The 25,115-nt window shown below is 34.7% G+C and carries 27 protein-coding genes, 2 tRNA genes and 1 rRNA gene; 15 read left to right on the forward strand and 15 right to left on the reverse strand.

Annotated features, from left to right (window positions below):
- Position 1 precedes the first annotated feature (1 nt).
- On the forward strand, positions 2-1,420 hold the full coding sequence (locus B6A10_RS05160) for an SDR family oxidoreductase (RefSeq protein WP_188219974.1): 1,419 nt from the start codon (positions 2-4) through the stop codon (positions 1,418-1,420).
- Between the two features lie 47 nt (positions 1,421-1,467).
- Here B6A10_RS05160 and B6A10_RS05165 read toward each other — a convergent pair whose 3' ends face one another.
- From B6A10_RS05165 to B6A10_RS05195, 7 genes are all read right to left on the reverse strand, one after another.
- Positions 1,468-2,760 (reverse strand): cryptochrome/photolyase family protein, encoded by a 1,293-nt coding sequence (locus tag B6A10_RS05165; protein WP_188219975.1) that lies wholly within the window; start codon positions 2,758-2,760, stop codon positions 1,468-1,470.
- Between the two features lie 5 nt (positions 2,761-2,765).
- The gene (locus B6A10_RS05170; protein ID WP_026713067.1) at positions 2,766-3,224 is read right to left on the reverse strand and encodes an SRPBCC family protein; all 459 of its coding nucleotides are present in this window, start codon (positions 3,222-3,224) and stop codon (positions 2,766-2,768) included.
- Positions 3,225-3,371: 147 nt separating this feature from the next.
- Positions 3,372-3,812, reverse strand: coding sequence for a sterol desaturase family protein (locus B6A10_RS05175; protein ID WP_026713066.1), 441 nt, complete (start codon positions 3,810-3,812; stop codon positions 3,372-3,374).
- 23 nt (positions 3,813-3,835) lie between these two features.
- Positions 3,836-4,678 carry a phytoene/squalene synthase family protein gene (locus B6A10_RS05180; protein WP_055090392.1) on the reverse strand — a complete coding sequence of 281 codons (843 nt, stop codon included), beginning with the start codon at positions 4,676-4,678 and terminating at the stop codon, positions 3,836-3,838.
- Positions 4,675-6,150: a phytoene desaturase family protein gene (locus B6A10_RS05185; protein ID WP_188219976.1), complete on the reverse strand. Its 1,476-nt coding sequence runs from the start codon at positions 6,148-6,150 to the stop codon at positions 4,675-4,677. The genes B6A10_RS05180 and B6A10_RS05185 overlap by 4 nt, the downstream gene beginning before the upstream one ends.
- A gap of 37 nt (positions 6,151-6,187) precedes the next feature.
- Positions 6,188-7,084 (reverse strand): MerR family transcriptional regulator, encoded by an 897-nt coding sequence (locus B6A10_RS05190; RefSeq protein WP_188219977.1) that lies wholly within the window; start codon positions 7,082-7,084, stop codon positions 6,188-6,190.
- Between the two features lie 68 nt (positions 7,085-7,152).
- Positions 7,153-8,115: an ion channel gene (locus B6A10_RS05195; protein WP_188219978.1), complete on the reverse strand. Its 963-nt coding sequence runs from the start codon at positions 8,113-8,115 to the stop codon at positions 7,153-7,155.
- Between the two features lie 157 nt (positions 8,116-8,272).
- On the opposite strand from B6A10_RS05195, the gene B6A10_RS05200 reads away from it, so the two are divergent.
- The 3 genes from B6A10_RS05200 to B6A10_RS05210 all read left to right on the forward strand — a co-directional run bounded on the left by B6A10_RS05200 (position 8,273) and on the right by B6A10_RS05210 (position 10,405).
- Positions 8,273-8,980: a DUF4197 domain-containing protein gene (locus B6A10_RS05200; protein ID WP_188219979.1), complete on the forward strand. Its 708-nt coding sequence runs from the start codon at positions 8,273-8,275 to the stop codon at positions 8,978-8,980.
- A gap of 33 nt (positions 8,981-9,013) precedes the next feature.
- Positions 9,014-9,868 (forward strand): formyltetrahydrofolate deformylase, encoded by an 855-nt coding sequence (gene purU, locus B6A10_RS05205; RefSeq protein WP_188219980.1) that lies wholly within the window; start codon positions 9,014-9,016, stop codon positions 9,866-9,868.
- 396 nt (positions 9,869-10,264) lie between these two features.
- Positions 10,265-10,405 carry a hypothetical protein gene (locus tag B6A10_RS05210; protein WP_188219981.1) on the forward strand — a complete coding sequence of 47 codons (141 nt, stop codon included), beginning with the start codon at positions 10,265-10,267 and terminating at the stop codon, positions 10,403-10,405.
- On the opposite strand, the gene B6A10_RS05215 is transcribed toward B6A10_RS05210, so the two are convergent.
- The gene (locus tag B6A10_RS05215; RefSeq protein WP_188219982.1) at positions 10,400-11,200 is read right to left on the reverse strand and encodes an ABC transporter substrate-binding protein; all 801 of its coding nucleotides are present in this window, start codon (positions 11,198-11,200) and stop codon (positions 10,400-10,402) included. The genes B6A10_RS05210 and B6A10_RS05215 overlap by 6 nt on opposite strands.
- Before the next feature lie 79 nt (positions 11,201-11,279).
- Positions 11,280-12,101 carry an orotidine-5'-phosphate decarboxylase gene (gene pyrF, locus B6A10_RS05220; RefSeq protein WP_188219983.1) on the reverse strand — a complete coding sequence of 274 codons (822 nt, stop codon included), beginning with the start codon at positions 12,099-12,101 and terminating at the stop codon, positions 11,280-11,282.
- A 175-nt stretch (positions 12,102-12,276) separates the two neighbouring features.
- Here pyrF and B6A10_RS05225 point away from each other — a divergent pair, with 175 nt between their 5' ends.
- From B6A10_RS05225 to B6A10_RS05265, 9 genes are all read left to right on the forward strand, one after another.
- On the forward strand, positions 12,277-12,840 hold the full coding sequence (locus tag B6A10_RS05225; protein ID WP_055090380.1) for a helix-turn-helix domain-containing protein: 564 nt from the start codon (positions 12,277-12,279) through the stop codon (positions 12,838-12,840).
- Positions 12,841-12,852: 12 nt separating this feature from the next.
- Positions 12,853-13,299 (forward strand): response regulator, encoded by a 447-nt coding sequence (locus tag B6A10_RS05230; protein WP_055090378.1) that lies wholly within the window; start codon positions 12,853-12,855, stop codon positions 13,297-13,299.
- Positions 13,300-13,302: 3 nt separating this feature from the next.
- Positions 13,303-15,069: a sensor histidine kinase gene (locus tag B6A10_RS05235; protein ID WP_188219984.1), complete on the forward strand. Its 1,767-nt coding sequence runs from the start codon at positions 13,303-13,305 to the stop codon at positions 15,067-15,069.
- An 84-nt stretch (positions 15,070-15,153) separates the two neighbouring features.
- Positions 15,154-15,705: a hypothetical protein gene (locus B6A10_RS05240; protein ID WP_157502506.1), complete on the forward strand. Its 552-nt coding sequence runs from the start codon at positions 15,154-15,156 to the stop codon at positions 15,703-15,705.
- A gap of 182 nt (positions 15,706-15,887) precedes the next feature.
- Entirely contained in the window at positions 15,888-16,517 is a 630-nt protein-coding gene (locus B6A10_RS05245; protein WP_188219985.1) for a porin family protein, read from the forward strand.
- Between the two features lie 27 nt (positions 16,518-16,544).
- Positions 16,545-16,697, forward strand: coding sequence for a lmo0937 family membrane protein (locus tag B6A10_RS05250; protein ID WP_155960741.1), 153 nt, complete (start codon positions 16,545-16,547; stop codon positions 16,695-16,697).
- 25 nt (positions 16,698-16,722) lie between these two features.
- Positions 16,723-16,989 carry a YtxH domain-containing protein gene (locus B6A10_RS05255; protein WP_055090371.1) on the forward strand — a complete coding sequence of 89 codons (267 nt, stop codon included), beginning with the start codon at positions 16,723-16,725 and terminating at the stop codon, positions 16,987-16,989.
- Between the two features lie 66 nt (positions 16,990-17,055).
- Positions 17,056-17,592, forward strand: coding sequence for a hypothetical protein (locus B6A10_RS05260; protein WP_026713051.1), 537 nt, complete (start codon positions 17,056-17,058; stop codon positions 17,590-17,592).
- Between the two features lie 72 nt (positions 17,593-17,664).
- Positions 17,665-18,312: a DUF6565 domain-containing protein gene (locus B6A10_RS05265; protein ID WP_188219986.1), complete on the forward strand. Its 648-nt coding sequence runs from the start codon at positions 17,665-17,667 to the stop codon at positions 18,310-18,312.
- Positions 18,313-18,441: 129 nt separating this feature from the next.
- Here B6A10_RS05265 and B6A10_RS05270 read toward each other — a convergent pair whose 3' ends face one another.
- From B6A10_RS05270 to B6A10_RS05280, 3 genes are all read right to left on the reverse strand, one after another.
- Positions 18,442-20,505 carry a DUF5723 family protein gene (locus B6A10_RS05270; protein WP_188219987.1) on the reverse strand — a complete coding sequence of 688 codons (2,064 nt, stop codon included), beginning with the start codon at positions 20,503-20,505 and terminating at the stop codon, positions 18,442-18,444.
- Between the two features lie 134 nt (positions 20,506-20,639).
- Positions 20,640-21,716, reverse strand: a complete 1,077-nt coding sequence (prfA, locus tag B6A10_RS05275) for a peptide chain release factor 1 (protein ID WP_055090363.1) — start codon at positions 21,714-21,716, stop codon at positions 20,640-20,642.
- 177 nt (positions 21,717-21,893) lie between these two features.
- Entirely contained in the window at positions 21,894-23,054 is a 1,161-nt protein-coding gene (locus B6A10_RS05280; RefSeq protein WP_188219988.1) for an MFS transporter, read from the reverse strand.
- A gap of 141 nt (positions 23,055-23,195) precedes the next feature.
- Between B6A10_RS05280 and B6A10_RS05285 the strand changes: the two genes are divergently transcribed.
- Both B6A10_RS05285 and B6A10_RS05290 read left to right on the forward strand, forming a co-directional pair.
- The gene (locus tag B6A10_RS05285) at positions 23,196-23,672 is read left to right on the forward strand and encodes a DUF6265 family protein (protein WP_188219989.1); all 477 of its coding nucleotides are present in this window, start codon (positions 23,196-23,198) and stop codon (positions 23,670-23,672) included.
- A 107-nt stretch (positions 23,673-23,779) separates the two neighbouring features.
- Positions 23,780-24,748 (forward strand): family 43 glycosylhydrolase, encoded by a 969-nt coding sequence (locus tag B6A10_RS05290; protein WP_188219990.1) that lies wholly within the window; start codon positions 23,780-23,782, stop codon positions 24,746-24,748.
- Between the two features lie 50 nt (positions 24,749-24,798).
- On the opposite strand, the gene B6A10_RS05295 is transcribed toward B6A10_RS05290, so the two are convergent.
- The 3 genes from B6A10_RS05295 to rrf form a co-directional block, all read right to left on the reverse strand.
- A tRNA-Leu gene (locus B6A10_RS05295) sits at positions 24,799-24,884 on the reverse strand.
- 4 nt (positions 24,885-24,888) lie between these two features.
- Positions 24,889-24,961 (reverse strand) — tRNA-Phe (locus tag B6A10_RS05300).
- Positions 24,962-25,019: 58 nt separating this feature from the next.
- A 5S ribosomal RNA gene (gene rrf, locus B6A10_RS05305) occupies positions 25,020-25,115 on the reverse strand; the annotation flags it as partial.

Genomic DNA, 25,115 nt, shown 5'->3' on the forward strand with positions numbered 1-25,115 from the left:
AATGAAAATTCTCTTAACAGGTGCTACAGGTTATATTGGCAAACGACTTTTACCTATTTTGGTTCAACAAGGTCACGATGTAGTATGCTGTGTGAGAGACAGAAACAGGTTTTACTGTCCGGATGAATTACAGCACAAAGTAGAAATAATTGAAATTGATTTTCTAAAAAAAGAAACATTAACGCAAATTCCAAACAACATCGATGCAGTCTATTACCTCATCCATTCCATGTCCAGCTCATCTGATAATTATGATGAATTAGAAAGTATTTCGGCTAAAAATTTTGTAGAACGAATCAATCAAACCAATACTCAACAGGTAATTTACCTCACCGGAATTGTAAATGACAACACACTTTCTAAACATTTATCTTCCCGAAAAAACGTAGAGACTATTTTAGGCACGGGAACTTTTGCTTTAACAGCCTTAAGAGCTGGAATTATTGTAGGCTCCGGCAGCGCTTCATTCGAAATTATTCGGGATTTAGTCAACAAACTCACTGTGATGATTACACCCAAATGGCTCAATACCAAATGCCAGCCTATTGCCATAACGGATGTCTTAGAATTTTTATCCAAATCACTATTAAATCCGCTTACCTACAATCAGAGTTTTGATATTGGCGGACCTGATATTCTCACTTACAAAGAAATGTTGCTAGGTTTTGCCAAAGCAAAAAACCTCCGTCGCTGGATTTTTACCGTTCCGGTTATGACCCCTAAATTATCTTCTTACTGGCTGTATTTTGTTACTTCAACATCTTACAAATTAGCCACTGCCTTAGTCAGCAGTATGAAAGTAGAAGTAGTTTGTAAAGATTCCAAAATCAATAAACTATTAAACATTCAACCCATAACTTACGAAATGGCCTTATCAAAAGCCCTGCTAAAAGTAAAAGAAGATCAGGTAGCATCGAGCTGGAAAGATTCCTTAGTTAGCGGAAGGTTTAAAAAAAACATCTCCGAATTTTTAAAAGTCCCTAAAAAAGACTGTTTCATTGACAGACGAAAAATGGAAATTATAAACCGTGATTATACAATCAATCAAATTTGGTCTATTGGCGGAGAAACCGGTTGGTATTATGGCGATTGGCTGTGGAACATCCGAGGCTTTATCGATAAATTATTTGGAGGTGTGGGGTTACGAAGAGGACGAACCAACAGAAATTCCATTCACTCTGGTGATGTATTGGATTTTTGGCGGGTTTTGTATGCAAACAAAGAAGAAGGAAAACTAATTTTATTTGCCGAAATGAAACTTCCGGGTGAAGCCTGGCTCGAATTTAAAATCATTGGAAATACCTTGTATCAATCGGCAACATTCAAACCCAGAGGATTTTTAGGAAAATTGTATTGGTACTCTGTTTTGCCTTTTCACGGATTTATTTTTCAAGGTATGCTAAATAAATTGATAAAATAATCTCCATCTGATACAATAACCAATTCATTGAAAACAATTTAAACCATTTATTTAAAAATCCCGGCTTTATAAGTTGCAATGGCTCTGTCTCTTGCCATAGCGTGATTGACCATGGGTTGTCCATAACCCAAATCGAATTCCGGAATCCATTTTCGAATGTAAATGCCTTTTTCGTCAAACTTTTTAAGTTGAATGTCCGGATTAAAAACACGAAAATAAGGCGCAGCATCACAACCAGTTCCGGCCGCCCATTGCCAATTACCAACATTAGCAGACAATTCATAATCCAATAATTTTTCAGCAAAATAAGCTTCGCCCCATTGCCATTGAATCAACAAATGTTTGCATAAAAAACTCGCTACCACCATCCGCACCCGATTGTGCATATAACCGGTTTGATTCAGCTGACGCATTCCGGCATCCACCATTGGATAACCCGTTTTTCCTTCGCACCAGCGTTTAAAATCTTCTTCATTATTGCGCCATTGAATGCCATCATAAGCCGATCTGAAATTTTGAGTAACCACTTTTGGAAAATGATACAAAATTTGCATAAAAAACTCTCTCCAAATCAATTCACTCAAAAAAACAGCATTGGTTTTATCAGCAAAAACAACCATTTTACGAACACTCACTGTTCCAAATCGCAAATGAGGCGACAAATAAGAAGTGGCATCTTCCGCTGGAAAATCGCGTGTTTCCTGATAATTCGCTAATCCTTCCAACGTATAAGGTTTTACTTTGATGCTACTTTCTACGAAACCAATCTGTTCCAAAGAAGGAAAGCTAAAATTACTTTTATAAAAATTTGAAAACAATCCGGACGTATCATATTCCCTGATTGGATTTTTTCGAAATTGCTCCAGCCATTTGTTTTTATAAGGCGTAAAAACCGTATAAGGCAAGCCGTCAGCCTTGGTGATTTCCCTTTCTTCAAAAACGACCTGATCTTTAAAAGCGAATGAAATACTGTTGTTTTTTTCCAATAATTCATAAATTAGCCCATCGCGTTGGATTGCATAAGGTTCGTAATCTTTGTTAAAAAAAACTTCTTTAACATCAAATTCCTCCAGAAGTGACTGCCAAACTTCCTGCGTTTTTCCTTTTTTTATCAAAAGTGAACTTCCGGTCAAATGTAAGGCTTCATTGATTTTTGATAAAGTTTCATGAATAAACCCTACTCTTGCATCGTCTTTAGGTAAACTATTCAGAATAGCTTCGTCAAAAATAAACAAAGGAATCACGGGAAATTCTGACTGCAAAGCATAGAACAAACCCACATTGTCTTCGAGTCTTAAATCGCGTCGGAACCAAAAAAAAGAAACAGCAGCCTTAGTCATTTTTGTCAGGAATTAAAGATTTCTTTGATTTTCTCTGCCCGATACTCAAAAATTTCTTTGAGTTTGTTTTTGACTACCAAAGCATTCAACATGCGCCCGATAAAACCTAAAGGCAATGCATAATGCACCAAATCGGTCATGAGAACTCCATTTTCCACAGGTTCAAAAAAATGTTTATGATGCCATAAGGTGTAAGGACCAAATCGCTGTACATCTATAAAATAACGATTTTCTTCTACGATGGTAATTTCGGTAACCCAAGTGAGTTTTATCCCTAAAAGCGGCGAAACTTTGTATTGAATAATTTGTCCGGGATACATATTTTTTCCATCAAAATCTGTGATTTCGAAACCCATTGTCAATGGTGTCATTTTTTGCAAATTGCGCGGACTGGAAAAAAAAGTCCAGCATTCTTCAACAGATGCATTGACTTTTTGAACGCTTTGTTTAGAATATACTTTCATTTGATTTTTTCGTTAGTTGGATTTGCGTGAAGGATGGAAGCGGCATCCTTTTATGCAGTCCCGCCCCTTCGGGACTGCATAAAAGATATAGCGTACAGCCTGACCCCGCTGTAACGATAGTAAAAGCGGAGACACGCCCAAATTATTTTAGATTTTATAATATTTAAAAGGAACAAAAAGCATCCCAAAACATTCTCCGTCCTGCTTTCCTAAATGCTTGTGATGAACTTTGTGCGCTTTTCGTAAACCAATTAAATATTTGTTTTTAGTGTTTTTAAACCACTTGAAACGCTGATGAATTAAGACATCGTGAATCATGAAATAGCAAAAACCGTAAAGAGTAATCCCAAGACCTATAAAAAACAATTCGTTCATTCCGCCTTCGACTCCAAAATAGAAAAGGATGATGCTGGGAATGGCAAAAATGACAAAGAAAATATCGTTGCGTTCAAAAACATGATTGTATTTGGGCTGGTGATGATCGGCATGAAAATACCACATAAAACCGTGCATGACGTATTTGTGCGTTAACCAGGTAACGCATTCCATCAAAAGAAAAACGACTATTGTAATTAAAAATGAAATCATTTTTGCTATTTATAATTCTTAAATTATTCAACCAATCGCAACTTGTAGGTCACAAATGACTGCGCTAAAAGTGTCGCTTTTGTGTAATTAGAAACCCGAATTCGGCTATTCCCAATTTCTTTACAAGGCGTATTTTCGAGTTTTCGAAGCAATTTTTTATAATACACATAGGCGGTGTAAACGCCAAATTTAGCTTCGATAGGCAATTTTACAATTCCTTGGTAAGCCACTTTAAAATCTTCCTTTATTTCCTCGACAATGGCTTTTTTAGCCTTTTCATCAAAAGAATTCAAATCGACTCCGGGAAAATAATTGCGATTCAGGATTAAATTATCGTCTTTTAAATCCCTGAGGAAATTTACTTTTTGAAAAGCCGACCCCAATCGCATGGCTTCATCCCTTAATTGCTCGTATTTTTGATTATTACCACGAACAAAAACTTTTAAACACATTAATCCTACTACATCTGCCGAGCCGTAAATATATTCTTCATATTCGGCTTTCGAATCATAATCCTGCTTGATTAAATCCATTTTCATGCTTTTCAAAAAAGCCTGAATCAAATCGTCAGAAATATTATATTCCTTAACCGTTTGCTGGAAGGAATTCAAAATTGGATTCAAACTTATGCCGGAATGATAGGCTTTGTAATATTCCTTTTCGAATTCGTTAATTAGATTTTCTTTGTCAAATCCGTGAAAAGAATCTACAATTTCATCGGCAAACCGCACAAAACCGTAAATACTGTAAATCGCATCTCTAATACTTGGCGAAAGCATATACACCGCCAAAGAAAATGAAGTACTATAGCTTTTGGTAACCAGCCTACTGCATTTAATAGAAACCTCGTCAAATAATTGCTTCATAATTTTTCTTTTTGAAATTGTTTATCAATTAAATCAGAAACCAACTTTCCGGAAATTAAAGCCGGAGGAACTCCCGGTCCCGGAACGGTTAATTGTCCTGTAAAATATAAATTACGAACTTTTTGGCTTTTTAGTTTTGGCCTCAAAAAAGCCGTTTGCAATAAAGTATTCGCCATTCCGTAAGCGTTTCCTTTATAAGCATTGTATTGCTCCACAAAATCATTCTTGCAAAAAGACTCTTTGAATACAATATGTTCTTTTACACTTTGCTTCGTAATTGTTTCAAATCGCTGCATGATTTTATCAAAATATTCCGCTCTTAACGCAGCCGTATCTTCAATTCCCGGTGCCAAAGGGATTAAGAAAAATCCCGATTCCATGCCGTCAGGCGCAGCAGTTTTATCTGTAACCGATGGGAAATTAGCATAAAACAAAGGATCAGCAGGCCATTTGGGTTCATCATAGATCTCTTTGGCATGCTGATTAAAATCGGTATCAAAAAACAACATGTGGTGTGAAATATTCTCTAATTTTTTATTGAATCCCACATAAAACAATAAAGACGAAGGTGCAAAAACCCTGCTTTCCCAATATTTTTCCGAATACTGACGATATTTCCTGTCTAATAATGTTTCCGTATGCTGATAATCGGCGCCACTTAAAACCAAATCCGACTCGATTCTTTCTCCATTAACAACGATAGCTTTGGCTGTTTTATTTTCGACAATGATTTTCTCAATATTCGAATTCACAAAAAACTGAACTCCTAATTCTGTCGCTAAATTTTCCATGGCCCGAACCACATCAAACATTCCGGTTTTAGGATGCCAGGTTCCAAGTCCGAAATCGGCAAAATTCATAAAACTATAGAATGAAGGAGTATCTGATGGCTTTGCTCCCAAAAATAAAACCGGAAATTCTAAAATTTGGATTAACTTTTCGTTCTTAAATTTCTTCCGTACATCTTGACTGATATTTCCAAAAAACTGACCTATCTTTTTTACTGTTTCCAAACTTACCAACTCCAGCGGAGAAACGCCCGGTCGATAAACCAAATCTTTTATAGCAATATCATAATTACTTTGGGCTTCAACCATAAATTCCTGAAGCTGCTTACCACTTCCTGTTTCGATACTGTCAAATTCATCCACAATTTCGTCTAAATTATCAGCGATGGCAATGAACTCCTGCACTCCAAAATAAACCCTGTATGCAGGATTCAACTTTATAAGTTCATAATAATCGGTTGTTTTCTTTCCAAAATCAGCAAAAAAACGTTCAAAAACATCCGGCATCCAGTACCAGCTGGGTCCCATATCAAAGGTAAACCCCTGTTTTCTCATCTGCCTTGCTCTGCCGCCAATACTATTATTTTTCTCAAAAACAACTACTTCATGACCTTTCTTCGCCAAATAACAGGCCGCTGACAAAGCAGAAAAACCAGAACCTATAATTGTAATTTTCTTTTTCATTTGTTCAACAAATATACAAAAAACATTAAACAAAAAATCAAATCCGCACTAATAATTCCTCAACAGCAGAAAACACGCTGATTTTTTCGGAAAATAACTCCTGACGAATCAAAGCGGCTAACCTTCCGGTAAACCATAATTCGGTAGAATCATCTAATAATTCATTAGCCATTTCCTGAACATAAGAGTTTATTTCGTCCCGATCCGGTTTGACCGTAAAACAGGAAACATAAACAATATTATCAAAATGCTTTTTTAAATCTTTCAAATAACACACAGGCATGCTTTCACCTAAATAAATACTTTGGTAGCCTGATGAAAGAATTTCATAATGCAAATACATCAATCCCAACTCATGAATTTCATTCAAAGGAAGCGACAACACAAAGACTTTATTAGTTTTAGTCGGATTTAAAACCTGCAATTTTTCAGAGTTTAAAATGATTTTCTGCCGGATTAAATAACTTATAAAATGTTCATGTGCAGGCGAAATAGTATCAGTTTGCCACAACAAACCTATTTCATCCAGAAGCGGCAAAAACACCTGCTGAAAAATTTCCTGAAACGTTTTTTCCGAAGCCAGCCAATCATAAGTATTAAAAAACAATTGTTGATCAAAATTAATCATTGCCATTTTAAAAGCATTCAGGGCATGATTTTTTGCGTTTTTAGCCGAAACAATCTGGCGTACTAATTCCGGAATTTCAGTTTCCGGATAAGAAGCTATTTTCGAAATTTTATATCCGTATTCATGCAAAAAACTAATATTCAACAACTTTTGCAAACTACTCAAATCATACAACCGAATATTAGTATCCGTTCGCATTGGTTCTAAAATTTGATACCTTTTCTCCCAAATACGAATGGTATGCGCTTTAATCCCTGAAAGATTTTCAAGATCTTTTATACTAAAAACCGTTTTAATATTGTTCATTTATTTTAAAATAATATTAAACAAATATACTACTTTATTCCTAAATCGAACAACATTAACCGCGTCAGCTAAAATGGATAACTCTCAAACTGATTCAACTTATCCAAGTCCAAAATAGTTTTGGTATTATCAGCACTTCTTTTATACATGGGAACAAATCTGGCCCCAAAAACCACTTCATCAAAAGTATAAGACGTTCGTGTGGCAACTGTATTGGAAAACATATCATCAAAAGTTTTTACAAAAACCAGAATTTCCCCATCAATATTCCCAAAATCTTCTTTGGTAAACTGATACAAAGGACTATTTTCATCAATAGGATGCACCAAAGTCCAACTCAGTGTCAAAGCATTTATACGCTCCAATTCTAATTTTAACGAATAAAATTTATTTACCCGGACTCCGTCTTCCACAACACTCATCCCTAAAGTCATCTTAGCTTCGGCATCCGTAAAATTAGTATTCTTAAAAGGTGTCATCCGTACCATCAGCCCTTTCCCACTACCGTATGGCGCAATCAAGGCATTATGAGAAAATTTCAAAAAAGCAGTGGGTTTACTAAATCGTCCGAAAAACAAACCGGTAGCAATAGCAAAACTAAGCAATCCAATCAAAGCCTCAGTTGCCGCCAGTAAACTCGTTAAAAAACCCACAGGACTAATATGCCCATAACCCACCGTTGTAAAAGTTTGCGCACTAAAAAAATAAGCCTGACCAAATTTAATCCAATCACTATCCGTTAAAGGAATTCCGTCCAAATGTTCTATACCAATTGCAAAGTAAACGGATGCAAAACACAAATTAATTATTAGATAAAACGAAAAAATAACCGCCATAAACTTCCAGGCCGGCATATCAATCATGGTGTGGTACCAACTAATGCGATGTAAAAAATGAAGTCCGCGTTTTTCAACATTGGCGGTACCATTTTTATTTACAAAACGTCCTCCATAACTGTTTGCATTGGTTCCAAATCCGGTATTTTTATCCAACACCGCCTTCAAATTAATTTTATTTATCAAAAATGCCATTTCTCAATTTCAATTTGTTTCAACAGTAAATTTAACTAAAGTCAGCAAAAAAAATCGAAATCCGGACACATTGAAACGTTATTTGCAGGAAAGCAGCTTAAATAATAGAATTAAATAGTATTTTTGGCCGTAAACAGAAAATCTTAATACACCTAAAATGAAAAAAATACTTTTTTTAATACTACTAAGCGGATTTTACGGCTGTGCCGAAATGCAACAAGTCATGAATCAATTGCCTCAGGTGGGAACCACAGGAACTATTGACATTGCCGGCGGATTGAAAGAAGCCCTTAATAACGGAATCACCAAACAGGTAAGCAAATTGACCACTACCGACGGTTTTTACAAAAACGAAGCTGTAAAAATTTTACTTCCGGAAGAACTCCGAAAAGTGGATACCGGATTAAGACGTATCGGATTAAGTTCGCTAGCCGATGAAGGCTTAAAGGTAATGAATCGTGCCGCCGAAGACGCTGTAAAAGAAGCCACCCCTATCTTTGTAAGCGCAGTTAAAAACATGTCTTTTACCGACGCTAAAGGGATTTTATTAGGCAATGACAGCTCGGCGACAACTTATTTAGAGAACTCAACTTCGACTGCTTTGTATGGAAAATTCAATCCGGTTATTAAAAATTCATTTTCTAAAGTAGGTGCTGATAAAGTTTGGTCGAATATCATTACGAAGTACAACAGCATTCCGTTGGTAACCAAAGTAAATCCTGATTTAACGGACTATGTTGCCAAACAAGCCATGAACGGCGTTTTTAAAATGATTGCTGTAGAAGAAAAAAACATTCGAACTAATATCAGCGCAAGAACATCACCATTATTGCAAAAAGTTTTTGCCATGCAGGACAACAAATAAAACATTTCTCTTGACTTATTGAAGTAATATAAAATGCAAAAAATCACCATACTCATCCACTGTGAGGATCAAAAAGCCATTATTTCCTCGGTAACGAATTACATCGCAGGAATTGAAGGAAACATTATTTATTTAGACCAACATGTTGACGCCAATGAAAATGTTTTTTTCATGCGTCTGGAATGCGAATTCAACATTGAAAATTTTGATTTAGAATCTATAAAAAAAGATTTCCAAAACAATTTAGCCAATAAATTCAATATGTCCTGGGAAATTTACACTCAGGAATACAAACCCCGAATGGCGCTTTTTATTTCCAAATACGACCACTGTCTGTATGATATTTTAGGAAGATACAGTGCCGGAGAATTGCCTTTGGAAATTCCGCTAATTATAAGCAATCACGAAGATTTAAGAGGTGTTGCCGAACGTTTTGAAATTCCGTTTCACCATGTTCCTTTTACCAAACACATTAAAGAAGAAGGCGAAAAACAACAAATTGCTTTATTAGAGGAATACAAAATTAACTTTATCGTTTTGGCGCGTTACATGCAAATCATCACACCAAAATTGATTGAATTGTATAAAAATAAAATTATCAATATTCACCATTCCTTCTTACCGGCTTTTCCGGGAGCCAAACCTTACCATTCGGCTTTTGCCAGAGGTGTTAAAATTATTGGCGCTACCAGCCACTATGTTACCGAAGAATTAGACGAAGGACCAATTATTGAACAAGACATCACCCGTGTTTCGCACAGTCATTCTATAGAGGATTTTATTGTAAAAGGACGTGATTTAGAACGTAGTGTATTAGCCAAAGCAATTAAATTACACGCCGAACGTAAAACGATGGTGTACAACAACAAAACAGTTATCTTTTCTTAAAGGAAATCTTTTTTGTTAAACAGACGTTTAAAACTTAACTTATAACCAACAAAGTAATAACAAAACCTTAACAGCTATTTCAGTCATTAAGTAGCATCTTTGCAATGTAATGAACTGGTTATTTATTATATTTGGTTTTGGTTAGTTAAACAAGTGCTAGTATCCCAATACTAGCACTTCTTTATTTTATGATCTCCCTGTTTCTTCTTTGATTCATTTTATTTTTTCACCTCAAAAAAACGCTTTATCAGCAAAACCAATCCAAAAATCACACAAGAACTCTTTTTAATATTATTCTTAGCTTTTACACCTATAAACTGCCGAAATGCTAAACTTAACATAAAAAACTAGGTTTTTTATGTTGTTTTAATGTAAATTTGCCAAAAATTTACTGTTATGAAAGGTCTTTTGAAAGAGAAAAATGAAATTGAAAAACTACAGGAAGAGTTTAAAATCTTAACCGGAATTAAACAAAAAGAAACCAATAATTCTTCCAACAAAGAAGAAGAATTAGTTTTAGAAGATTGCCAATCATAATTTTTGCTGCAATTCTTTAAAATAATCCAAAGCCAATAACAAACGGCTTCCGTGCCAGGAAAACATCTCTCCATCTACCAGAACAATTTTTGTGGAAGGACAAAACGAAGCTATTTCGGAAATATCTTTTTCTTTAAACGGATAAGGTTCGGAAGAAAGAAAAATACAATCCAACGATTCCTTTTCATTCCAATTTTGAAGATGTACTTCTGGGTATCGGGATTGATTTCCGAAAGCATTCTCAAAATGATTCAATTGCAGCATTTGATGAATAAAATTATCGCCGCCCGCAACCATATAAGGGTTTTTCCAAATAAAATAAGCAACTTTTTTTATCGGTTTCTTTTCAATAAAAGCATTAAAATCACTTAAAGCATTTTGAATTTCCGCATTCAGCTTCTCGGCTTTTGCAAAACAGGAAAAAAGTTGTCCAAAATCAGCAATCATCTTAAAATTATCCTCAATCGTTTCAATATCGGTCACCCAAACCGGATACAAACGACGTAGATTTTCGACAATTTCTAAGGTATTTTCTTCTTTGTTGCAAATGATAATATCAGGCTGTAAATCACTAATTTTAGTATAATCTACTTTTTTAGTACCACCTACAATGGTCTTTCTTTTTCTCAAATTCTCAGGATGGACACAAAATTTAGTAATTCCGACAATGTTTGCTTCCAAACCTAAATCGACTAATAATTCCGTTTGCGAAGGCACCAAGGAAACAATTCGTTGCGGAACCTGATTAAAAACATGCGTTGTTCCCAAATCATCAGTTAAAGTATATTTTTCCAAATCGGTGATTTTAAATTTTGTGCATAAAAAAACCACTAAAAAAATTTTAATGGTTTTCTACTATTTTAAAAAGTTTCTTTTAATTTCCAGATTGCATAATCGCAGCCATTTCCTGTTGTATTTTCAAGGCTTCGGCTCGTGCTTTTTCGGCAAAATCATCTTCTTTAGAAGCATAAATAATTCCTCTGGAAGAATTGATTAACAAACCTACATTGGCATTCATTCCGTATTTACAAACCTCAGATAAACTTCCTCCCTGAGCACCAACACCCGGCACTAACAGAAAACTATCCGGAACAATTTTTCTAATTTCAGTAAAATATTCGGCTTTTGTAGCCCCGACAACATACATCAAATTCTTAGAATTTTTCCAGCTTTTTGAAGTTTCTAAAACACGTTTGTACAATTCTTCGCCATCCACATTAAGCGTTTGAAAATCAAAAGCACCTTCATTAGAAGTCAAAGCTAACATGATGGTATGTTTATCCTCAAAAGCCAGAAAAGGCTCAACAGAATCTTTCCCCATATAAGGCGCAACAGTGATACTATTAAAATTTAAATCTTCAAAAAAAGCTTTAGCATACATCGAAGAAGTATTTCCAATATCACCGCGTTTTGCATCGGCAATTGTAAAAACTTCAGGGTAATTTTCATTGATATAATCAATGGTCTTTTTTAAAGACAGCCACCCTTTTATTCCATAAGCTTCAAAAAAAGCGATATTCGGTTTGTAAGCAACAGCCAAATCGTGAGTTGCATCAATTATTGCTTTATTGAATTCAAAAATAGGATCTTCTAATGCTAAAAAACGCTGTGGAATTTTATTTAAATCAACATCTAAACCCACACATAAAAAGGATTTTTTCAGGTTGATTTGCTCAATAAGTTGCTGTGTAGTCATTCATTTTGTTTTTCAAAGCGCAAAGTTACAAACCCAAAGCTAATTAATATAAGAATTGTATAAGTTTCTCTAAAAATTCTGTAATACGACACTTTTTAGAGTAATCTAACTTTGAAAAAAAGCGCAATTAAGCAACTGTTTTATTACTTTTACTGAAAACCTAAAAATAACAGCTTTGAAATTATTTTTAAAACCCGACACTGCTTTTTTAATAAAGAAAATTTTAGAAGAGAAATTAGCCGTATTCAATGTCAAATACAATCTGATTAATACGAATGAAATTTTGTTTTTAGAAAGTATCGATACGGCTACTTACGAAAAAATAGCGGTGGTATTAAACGAATACGGATTTGAAATTATCGAAAATCAAAAAAACATCATTGTTCAGAAAATTAAAGAAACAATTATCGAAATGATTTTTAACGAAGAAGCTCCGGCTGTTAAAAGTTCGGTTTATTTAGCCGAAAAATTAAATCACAGCTATGGTTATCTTTCTAATTTGTTTTCGGAAGTAACTTATACCTCAATCGAGAATTTTATTATTATTCAAAAAATTGAATATGTCAAAAAACTCATTACCCTTCATAATTTAACGCTGACCGAAATTGCCTTTAAACTCAATTATTCCAGTGTAGCACATTTGAGTTCGCAATTCAAAAACACTACCGGAATTACACCTTCGGCTTTTCAGCGAATTATTAAAAAACGAAACGAAATTACCAATCAAAATATCAATTAAGCCCAATAAAATATGCAAAAAGATTTCATCTTAATTACACTTGCAGATGACGACGAAGACGACAGAATGTTTTTTACAGACGCTTTTGACGAATTAAAAATCAACACAGTCGTTAACACCGTAAACGATGGTGTGGCTTTAATGAATTTCCTGAACGATCCCGAAAGTATTTTGCCAAACATTATTTTCTTAGATTTAAATATGCCGTTAAAATCAGGAATGGAATGTTTAAAAGAAATCAAAGCCGATTCGAAATTTAAAGATATTGTTATCGCTATTTACTCGACTTCTTCTTCGGAAGAAGACATAGAAAATACCTTTGTTTTGGGTGCCAATATTTATATCAAAAAACCCAATCACTTTGGAAAATTAAAAGAAGTTTTATCCGAAGTCGTAACGCTTAACTGGCAGTACATCACTTCGGGATTAGATAAAGATAATTTTTTATTACGCATGTAAACTATGTTTAAATCTAAGTTATTTGATTCCTTAGGCTTTATCAGGGCTGTATTTTTAATTGCCTTTTTTATCTTAATTTTTCTGGCCTCAATTACATACAGGCACATTAAAGAATTAGATAAAATAAGCGATTCGATTACTAATACCTATGAAATTTCTATCGAATTAGGTCAACTTATTTCTTTTATAAAAGACGCCGAAACCGGTCACAGAGGCTACATCATTACAAACGATTCCATCTATTTGGAACCATTTATCGATGCCCGAAAAAATGTCAATCGTTCGTTTCAAAACTTAAACAACACCATCCAGAACGACGCCAAAAAAGAGCTTCAACTCAAACGAATTTACGATTTGGTTGACCGTCGTTTTTCCTATTTCAAAAATCATTTTTCTAATAAAAAAGAATTTAACGACGATTTCAAAAACGGAAAATTAGTCATGGATTCCCTGAGAATGGAATTAGACAACATGCTCAACACCGAAAACAAATTATTAGATTCTAAAGGAAGGCTTTACCGTTACAACAATTCCAATACACCGCTAATTGTTTTTTCGACTTTCTTGATTTCCATCTTAATTTTAGGTTTGGGTTATTTGCGAATTATCAAAAACTACAACGACTTAATCAATCAAAACATCCGATTAAAAATATTTGATGAATCCAGCAAACAAGCCGAAATTTTGGGAAAATACGGAAGCTGGCTGTTAAATCTGGAAGACAAAACTTTTAATTATTCCGACAATCAGTTTCGTTTATTAGGCTGCGAACCGGAATCTTTCCTGCCTACTTTCGAAAATTCATTAGATGCAGTGCATCCGGACGACCGGGAAATCCTTATCGAAGCTTTTCAGCAAGCAGAAACAAGCGAATTATTGCCGCTGATTCATTACCGAATTATTAAAAAAGACACGCTGGAAGTTCGCCATTTTCGATCAACAGCCAAAATATTCGTAGATCGTTTGGGCAACAAAAACATGATTGGAACCACGCAGGATATTAGCGACGATTTCAATAAAACACAGTTAATCGAGTTACGAAATAAAGAATTGGAACTAAACAACAAAGAATTGATGGAATTCAATCACGTTGCCAGTCATGATTTGCAGGAACCGCTGCGAAAAATCCAGACTTTTATTTCCCGAATTGAATATAAAGAGAAAGATCATTTATCGGAAACTGCCCAAAGTTATTTTGAAAAAATTCAGGAAGCTTCTAACCGAATGCGCATTTTGATTGACGATTTATTGCAATATTCAAGAACCAGCCGTTCGGAAAAAACTTTTGAAATTACCGATTTAAATACCATTGTGGCAAACGCTATAAGCGAACTTTCGGAAAATATTGAAGAGAAAAAAGCCGAAATTCATGTTGAAAAACTACATCAGGTGCAAGGTGTTCCGTTTCAACTTCAACAGTTGTTTATTAACATCATCGGGAATTCTTTAAAATATTCAAAAACTGAAGAAGCACCTTTGATTACCATTAGTTCCAAAAAAGTAAAAGCATCTAAAACACCAAAACTAAACGATCATTCCAAAAAAGAATACATCAAAATAACTTTTAAAGACAACGGATTAGGTTTTGAACAAAAATATGCCGAAAAAATCTTCCAGCTTTTCAACAGATTACATGGCAAAAAAGAGTTTCCGGGAACCGGCGTAGGACTGGCTATTTGTAAAAAAATAGTCAAAAATCACAAAGGCTATATTTTTGCAAAAGGAAAACCAGACGAAGGTGCTGTTTTTGAAATTTATTTGCCTGTTTGATAAAAACGAATTATATAATATTATTAAGGAATCATATAAAATTACCAAGAGTCTTTTTATTTATTTTTACACAAAATTCACCAAATGACCACAATAAGAAGCATCAGACCTGTTTTCTTTTTCATTCTGCTTCCTCTCTGTTGCAGTATGTTTGTAACATCCTGTGAGAAAAAAAACAAAGAAAACAAAGAAGCTAAAATTGAAACACCTAAAACCAACACTAAAGTAAGTGAATTTGTTTTAACTGAAATTGCCGAATCCAATCTGAAAATAGTAGCCATTTCCCAAAAAGCACGGGAAAGAAAAATACCAAGCAGTACTCAAAATGTTTTACTGCAAATAGAAGAAAACCATACCCAATTTAAAAATACCATTAGAAAAATTGCCAAAGACAATTACATCATTATTCCAAATACACTTTACGACACCACAACTTTAAAAAGTTTTATCAGCGAAGTAAGCACCAGTATGTATTTAAAAAAACTTCATAACTCCCTCCTCGCCGAATTAGAACTTTATAAAAAAACCGCAACAACAAGCCTGAATAACGACTTATTAGACCTGACAAAAGTAGCAATTCCAATTATCCAACAAAATATTGCCAGCATTCAGGAAGAGCAAAAAATGCATCCCTAAACCCTAGTATAAATTCTAAAAGCGCCTTTTTCGGGCGTTTTTTTTGTGCCAAAATGTAAAATGGCAATTGTATAAAAGTCTCAAAATATCCTGTAACATTTTTAATACAAAGATGTTGCAATTTTGTACTGTATCCTGGGAACTACATATAAATCCAATTTGATAACTTAAAATACAATGCCATGAAAAATTTAGTATTAGCCGCATTTTTATGCTTCACATTCGTAAATTTTACAAAAGCACAAAGCCTAAGTCCGTCAGCAGGTATAAAAGGAGGTCTTAATTTTACAAATCTTTATACGGACGATGTTGACGATAATAATGTTTTAAGCAGTTTTAATGCCGGTGTCTATGCCAATTTACCTGTCTCTCCGGCTGTTTCCATCCAACCAGAGCTGAACTTTTCCAGAAAAGGTGCCGAATTAGTATATGATAATGCTTTTGCCACCGGAACTACCCGATTAAAACTAAATTATCTTGAAATGCCTGTTTTATTAAAACTGAATGTAACTCCAAACTTCAATATTCACTTTGGTCCTTATGCGGCCTATTTAATTGACGGAAAAGCCACTAACGAAAGTAACAACAGTAGTTTCAACTTTGAAGAAAACATCAATAATGATGATTTAAACAAATGGGATTACGGTTTATCGGGAGGAGTTGGTTTTGACTTTGCGTCAACTTCATTAGGAATTCGTTACAACTATGGTTTGCAAACCATTGGGAAAGAAAGAACTTTTGGTGGAAGCACCTATACCTTTCCCGACTCAAAAAACAGCGCTTTGAGTTTATATATTGGTTTCAAACTCTAATATTTTTAATCTAAAAACAAGGAAATCATGGGAAATATACTTTATCTGGCCGCAGTATTATTAGTAATATTTTGGGCCTTAGGATTCTTCATCTACAGTATCGGAAGTCTGATTCATATTTTATTAGTGATTGCAGTAATTGCGGTACTTATGAGAATTATTAGCGGAAAACAACTTTAAAAAATAACCCTAAAATCTATATATTATGAAAACAAATAAAGTAGTGCTGGCAGCAATTGGCGGACTGGCAGCAGGAGCAGCTTTAGGAATACTATTTGCACCCCAAAGCGGGAAAAAAACCAGAAAGAAAATCGCAGAAAAATCCAAAGCACTTAAAGAACACGCAAAAGAAGATTTTGACAAACTGATTGAAAAAATAGATCATAAATACAAAACAATTTCTGATGATGCGCATCGATTGCTTCAGGAAAGCAAATCGAAAGCCGAGAACGGAATGACTAACAAAATCTAAACAGCATCTTTCTATTCAAAAAAGAATTAAGCAAAAAATAATTGTAAAACTCAAATCGAATTCATCATGAAAAATGTAATCCAAAATATCGCGGTCTTATTTTTATTTCTTCTGGGAACCACTTCCATAATGGCTCAGGATATTCCGGGAGATAAATATGAACAAAAATTCAAATTAGGTATTGGTGCCAATGTGGGTTATCCTTTTGAAGACCCATACAACTTAAATGTTGGCGGAGATGTTCGTTTACAATATGATTTATCTAAAAGATATTCGCTTACAGCAACCACAGGTTTTAGTAATTTATTCGTTAGCGGAGATGACAATGATTTAGGTTATATTCCTGCCAAATTAGGTTTTAAAGCCTTTGTTTTAAAAGACAAATTCTACTTAATGGGAGAAGCCGGAGCTGCATTTGCAGTAACCAATAAATACAACGACAAATCATTGTTATTAAGTCCGGGAATTGGTTATGCAACTAAATACATCGATATCAGTGTACGTTATGAATACTTACCTGATTTCCCTTCGATAAGAAACGATGCCGCCGACAAAGGTCTGGGACAAGTTGCTTTACGATTGGCTTACGGATTTAAACTTTAAAGAAAAAGATGAGTAGTATGTAAAAAATACTACTCACAAATCAACTTCATATTAATTTAAAATAGAAAACCTATGAAAAATATCCATAAATATATAGCTTTAACTGTTCTGGTCACCCTTAGTGTTTCCTGTAAAGATGAAAAACAGGAAATGGCACATCAAAAAGTGGCTCAATTTACAATGTATGTCGATTCTATCAGCCGGGTAGCTACTGATGAAACCACCAAAAACTGGGAAAGCATTCAGGCCCGATATGAAAAAGTCAAAATGGAAGCCCAGGACGCCATGAATCAACTGGAAAATAAAATGGACATGGAAACCCTGATTGATAAAGCCGACAGCAAATATGAAGAATACAAAGCTGCAGTTCTTTTAAAAAGAGATGCTATGTTGCGTGAAAATTTCAGAAATAGCTTTTTTACCGAAAATGTAGGCGAAGACATGAAATTTGAATGGGTAAATAAAGACAATATTGCTGATGTTTATTTGCATTTTATTGGCACTATCGAACAAAATAAAGATTCTTACACCAGAGAAGACTGGGATGAAATTAAACTTATCTACGAAGCTTTAGATACCCGTAAAAACACTGTTGAAAAAGAAGGTTTATCTTCTAAAGACAACATCAAAATTGCTGGTTTGAAAATAAAATTTGCCACTCTTTACCAAATAAACAGAGCTACTGCTAAATCTAAAGAGAATACAGAAGCTAAAGAATAAGCCCCCCATTTCTACTTCTATTTATATAAAAAAAGCTCCCTCTTTTCGACTTAAAGAGGGAGCTTTCCTTTTTAAACAAAACAAAAAATGAGGCACTCAGGCCTCATTTTTTTATCAATCTAAATTAAATTATTTTACTACAATAATTTCTACTCTACGATTTTGAGCTCTGCCTTCCACTGTTTTGTTAGAAGCAATTGGTTTAGTAATTCCATAACCTTCAGAAGAAAGTCTGTCAGCGCTGATACCTTTGGCAATTAAATAATCTTTAACTGCTGCGGCTCTGTCTTTTGATAACTGAAGATTTTTAGCGGCATTACCTGTACTATCAGTATGACCTTCTAATTTGAAATTAGCGTTGCTGTATTCATTCATCACTTTTACAATTTCATCTAATTTCGCAGTAGATTCTGCTTTAATAGTTGCTTTAGAAGTGTCAAATAAAACAGATTTAGAGAAATCATTTAATTTTTTAATCACTTCAGTAGTTACTTCAGGACAACCGTTATTAGCCAAAGTTCCTTTTACTTTAGGACATTTATCATCTTTGTCTAAAACACCATCACTGTCAGTATCCGGCCAAGGACAACCTGCATTTTCTTTTGGTCCGGCAACAGATGGACATTTATCATCTTTATCCAAAACCCCATCATTATCTTTATCTTCCCATGGACAACCTTTATTAGCAGTTGGTCCGGCAACAGTTGGACATTTATCGTCTTTATCTAAAACGCCATCATTATCCTGATCTCCCCAAGGACATCCGTTATTTTCAACTGGCCCTGCAACAGTAGGACAAGCATCATCTTTATCTAAGATACCATCTCCATCCTGATCTTTATCTTTTGCTTTCTTTTGATAAACAGGAATTTTAAATCCTAAATGAATATCAGCAGCTCTGGAACTTTTTGAAATGGCATTTGAAATAATTGAACCTGAACCAATAAAGAAAATTCCTGTTCTCAAACCTAAACCGGCTTGTACTTGTTTGCTATAATCCATATAAGATACCGGAATATAAGCACTAAACCATCTTGACTCGTAACGAGGAGTTAAACTTACACGGTTAGCAATACTGTTTTGATTTAATTTGTCTTTACTTACCACACCTAAATCACCATTGGCATTCAAATAGAATTTTTTGTAAATATTCCAATCTACATCAGCATGTAAAGCAGTTGGTAAATATGATTTAACAGTTCCGTTTATTACTGTTTTATTTGTGTACAGATCATAAATACCATCAGCATTGTCTAAATCATCCTGAGTAAAAGTATCATTTAGATTATACAAATTGCGAATTCCTTTTTCATATTTCATAGAACCAATATCGGTAACAGAAATACCAAAACGTAACTTGTATTTATTTACTTCTTTTAAGTCGTTGATATCAGCTCTGTCTGCGGTGTATTCCGGTCTCCATTCATATGTCAAACCTAAATCAAATCCGAAACCTCTTGATTTTGAATCAATCTCTAAATCTGAATTCGTTTCAAAATCCTGACTAGAACCATAAACTGCTGAACCAGTAGTTGTATAAGTGCTATTTTCTGGCAAAATCAAATCCTCATTAAATTCCATTGTTACATCATTTCCCTGAATATGATAATTAGCTACTCCTTGTAAATATTTAGCAGTAATACCTCCTTTTAAGAAATGTTGTCCTCTTTGGTATAAAACTGCTGCATAAGAAATTCCTAATTCCCCCCATGAATTCCCAACTCCATTAAAACTTCCTACGTTTGCCTCAGGAAAACTTTCCATATCATCTTTTGCAAGATCATTAATTACCTGTCCATTAACCCCTATAACGTTAACAAAAGCTCTTGCTCTTGTATAAACGGCTAATGAATGCTTAGGAGCTATGTTAAACATAACCGATGGTCCCATAACATCGGTATTAAAAGCTGCGTTATTAGCATTACTAAAACTTTTTTTAGCTTCTAAATCAAAATCATAACCGTCCTTAAAAACGTCAAAAATCTTAACTCCGTAGGCGTCATTAGTTACTGATGAACTCATTGAAAACAAATTGATATCTGTTTTAAAACGAGAGTCAACTATAGACGATGGGTTAAACAAAACTCCCTGAACACCAGCATAGTTATCATGAGTATAACCTAAATAAGACTGGGCATTTGCCGAAAAAAAGCCGGCAAAGGCAAATAACGAAAGATAAATTCTCTTCTTCATACATAATACTATTTAGTTAATAATTTAGGGCAAAAAAAAAAAGCACTTAATTTACAAACGCAAATTAAGTGCTTTTTCTTATTAATTTAAATAAAAAATTGTGTTTTTTTTAACAAATAATATTCAGTTAACGATTAGAAAACCTCGCTGGCTTCTTTTAGTTTTTCAGTATTGTTCACTAATTGTAACTCATCTACAATTTTCTGAATATCACCATTCATAATATTCCCTAAATCATACAGAGTCAAACCAATTCGGTGATCCGTTACGCGACCCTGAGCATAATTATAAGTTCTAATTTTAGCCGAACGGTCTCCGGAACTTACCTGAGAACTACGTTTTGAAGCATCTTCGGCTTGCTTTTTAGCTAATTCCATTTCGTACAAACGGGAGCGTAAAACCTCTAATGCTTTATCTTTATTTTTATGTTGTGATTTTTGATCCTGACATTGCGCTACTAATCCGGTAGGAATATGCGTTAAACGCACCGCCGATTTGGTCGTATTTACCGACTGCCCTCCAGGTCCTGATGAACAGAATAAATCAATACGGACATCATTCATATCAATTTGCACGTCAAATTCCTCCGCTTCTGGCAATACCATTACTGTAGCCGCCGATGTATGTACACGACCTTGTGTTTCGGTTTGAGGCACACGTTGTACACGGTGAACTCCAGCTTCAAATTTTAAAGTTCCGTAAACATCCTCTCCGGTTACTTCAAAAATAATCTCCTTGAAACCTCCCGAAGTACCTTCATTCATATCCACAACCGATGTTCTCCAACCTTTACTTTCACAATATTTAGTGTACATTCTAAATAAATCTCCGGCAAAAATACTCGCTTCGTCTCCTCCTGTTCCGGCACGAATTTCCACCATCACATTCTTAGCATCCTCAGGATCTTTAGGAATCAACATAAACTTGATTTCCTCTTCTAACTGAGGCAATCTTTCCTTGGCTTCATCCAACTGCATTTTAGCCATTTCTACCATATCAGCATCACTTCCGTCAGCAATAATTTCGTTTGCCTCCTCAATATTAGCCATCAAAAGAACATATTCATCTCTTTTTTCAGCCAAAGCCTTAAGATCTTTATACTCTTTATTTAACTGTACATAACGTTTTTGATCGGCAATTACATCCGGTTGGATAATCAAATCCGAAATTTCATCAAAACGTTGCTTTACTATCTGAAGTCTGTCTAACATAGTTGTAGTCCTTATAATTGGAGTGCAAAAATACAAAAAAGAATACACATTTTAGAATCCCTCTTTCAGATTTTTTTAAGAGCTATCGGGATTAGCTTTCACTATATCTTTTTCTGGTTAAAGAAACTAAAAAAAGGATGTTGCTGCCATCAGGGCTAACTAACAGCTTCTTGACAATTAATTTTCTTCCGAAATTTTATTCACCATAAAAATCATCACTCCACCTAAAAAAGCCATTATTAAAAAAGCCCATTTCATACTCAAAACTTCTGAAATATAACCCACCATTGGCGGAACTACTAAAAATCCTAAATATCCAATCGTAGAAATAGAGGTTAAAGCCGAACCGCTACTCAAATTTTTAGATTTTCCGGCTATACTAAAAACCAAAGGAACCGTACAGGAAACCCCAATCCCAATTAAGACAAATCCAAAAATTGTTGTAACCACAAAAGGAAGTAAAAAGCACAATGAAAATCCCAATGAAATAAATATAGCGCTGTACAACAATATGTTTTTTATACCAAATCGCATCACGGCATAATCTCCACAAAAACGTCCCAGGGTTACTGCCGTCATAAAGAAAACAAAAGCCGCCGTAGTCATCTTCTGTGACGCATGCAAAACATTTTGAAAATAAATCCCACTCCAATCATACATCGTATTTTCGCAAGCCATTGACACAAAACAAATAATAGCAAATTTCAACAAGGTTTTATCCGGCATCGAAAAAAACTTAGATTGTTCTTTTGACGGTTCACACTCAATTGTCATTGGATAAAAAGAGGCAGTAACTGCAAGCATTGCAACACTTATTCCTAACAAATGAAACGAAGGATCTATATGTTGCGTTACCATGACATACCCTAATCCGGCTCCGGCAAATCCAGCCAAACTCCATACAGCATGAAAAGTAGTCATAATCGATTTTGGATACAAACGCTGCACTTCTAGCGCCTGTGCATTCATGGACAAATTCAAAATATTACGCGAACCACCAAATATCAGAAGAATCAAAACCAATTGCCATACAAATGCAGCAAAACCAGGCAAAGCCAAAACGACATTAAACATAACTGCTCCTAACAGCATACAATAACGACTGCTCATTATATTTAAAATTCTTCGTGTAAAAGGCATCGTTAACATTAAACCTATTGGAAAAGCAAACAAAACCGTTCCAAATTCAGCTTCCGACAAATGCAACTGTTCTTTAATCGCCGGAATTCTAGATGCCCAGGAAGAATATCCAAAACCTGAAATAAAGAAAAAAACGGTTGTTGCTAATCGATATCCTTTGGGAGTCTGACTTTTTTTTCTAAAATAGTCTGTAATCATTTTATAAATTTCAAATTGGACTGCAAAAATAAAGCTTTTAATATGTAAAGAATATTAAAATAATGGTAATCTCAACTAATAAAACAAATAGTATTTTTCGTAATTTTGTCTCGAATTTGACACAACATCAAATCCTTTTTTATGAAAAAATCAATCTTCTATTTATCTGCTTTTTTGCTTGTCATCGCATGTCAAAAAAATAATTCAACCGAAAAAGACCTGATTAAAAAAGCTGATTGGCTTATTGGAAATTGGGAATACAAAACTAATTGGGGCACACTTTCAGAAACTTGGCAAAAAGTAAACGACAGCACATTTAAAGCCCAATCTCTTTTTATCAAAGACAAAGACACTATTCACCACGAAAATATCATCCTCCAACAAAATGGAGAAAAACTTAGTTATACCACTACGATAAAAGGACAAAACAACAACAAACCTATCCGTTTTGAACTGAATAAAGAAATGGAAGACAAACTACTTTTTGAGAATCTAAAAAATAATTACCCTCAAAAAATCAGTTATAAAAAAGACTCCAACGGCATTATTACCGAAATTTCAGGAGTCCAATCAGGAAAAACCACCACTGAAAAATACAGATTAGTAAAAACTAAATAAAAAGAACTATCTTTTTCTTAAACCTTGCCCTAAAAAGCAAGGTTTTTTTTATTTAAAATCTCTTATATTTACCATAACCATGATTTATAATCTAAAAACCAACTTAAATGAATAGAAAAACCATATCAATTCTATCTACTTTTCTTTTACTAATCGGAAGCTCAAAAAAATCATTTTCTCAAAATCCCCTCAACTTCGGAAGCAAAATATTTACAGCTGATCCCTCCGCTCATGTATGGAAGGACGGAAAAATGTATGTTTACACCTCCCATGACGAAGAATGTCAGACTGATTTTTTCATGAAAGACTGGCATGTTTTTTCTTCGGCTGACTTAGTCAATTGGACAGATCACGGAGCTATTTTATCCGTTAACGATCTTAATTGGGCCGATAATTTCGCCTGGGCTCCAGACTGCGCTTACAAAAATGGCAAGTATTATTTTTGCTTTCCGGCAGGAACAGGTTTTAAAGACCGAGTAAACCCAAGAAACAGTACAAAATGGATGGGAATTGGTATAGCTGTAAGTGATTCCCCCATCGGTCCATTCAAAGATGCCATTGGAAAACCTCTATGGACAACGCCTTACGCTAATGATCCTTGCCTCTTTATTGACGATGATGGTAAAGGATATATTTATTTTAATGGAGGAGGTGATTATTTTGTTGCTGAAATGAATGATGACTTACTTAGTGTAAAAGGAGAGCTTTTCCCAATGGATATGGGAGGCTATAAGCCAAAAAAAGAAGGCCCATGGGTATTTAAAAGAAAAGATACTTACTATTACACCATGCCTGAAGAAAACAGAATATTAACGTATTACACTGCCAAATCGCCAAAAGGCCCATGGAAATATCAGGGAGTTATTATGGACGAAGAAAACCAAAGTAACAACCATCACTCTATTGTAGAATTCAAAGGAAAATGGGTCTTATTTTATCATCGTTGGTTAGACAATGAATCCGAATGCGGAGAAAAACAACGTCAGGTATGTGCTGAAAATCTATTTTTTAACGAAGACGGAACCATCCAAAAAATAGAAAGAACTAAAAATGGTGTAAACAATTCTTTCAGGTAAATTGTTCTTCAAAAAAAAAGCTTCAATTAGAAAACTAATTGAAGCTTTTGTACTCAGAGCGGGACTTGAACCCGCACGAACATTGCTGTTCACTGGATTTTAAGTCCAGCGTGTCTACCAATTTCACCATCCGAGCAAAGTGGTACCTCCAGGGATCGAACCAGGGACACATGGATTTTCAGTCCATTGCTCTACCATCTGAGCTAAGGTACCATTTCTTATCCGAAGATAAAAAAAGAATAAAAAACCCCGTTGCTACGGGGTTTTCAAAGAAAGGCGACGACATACTCTCCCACAAGATGCAGTACCATCTGCGCAGGCGGGCTTAACTTCTCTGTTCGGGATGGGAAGAGGTGAGCCCCGCCGC

Source organism: Flavobacterium pokkalii (assembly GCF_014596575.1).
GTDB lineage: Bacteria > Bacteroidota > Bacteroidia > Flavobacteriales > Flavobacteriaceae > Flavobacterium > Flavobacterium pokkalii.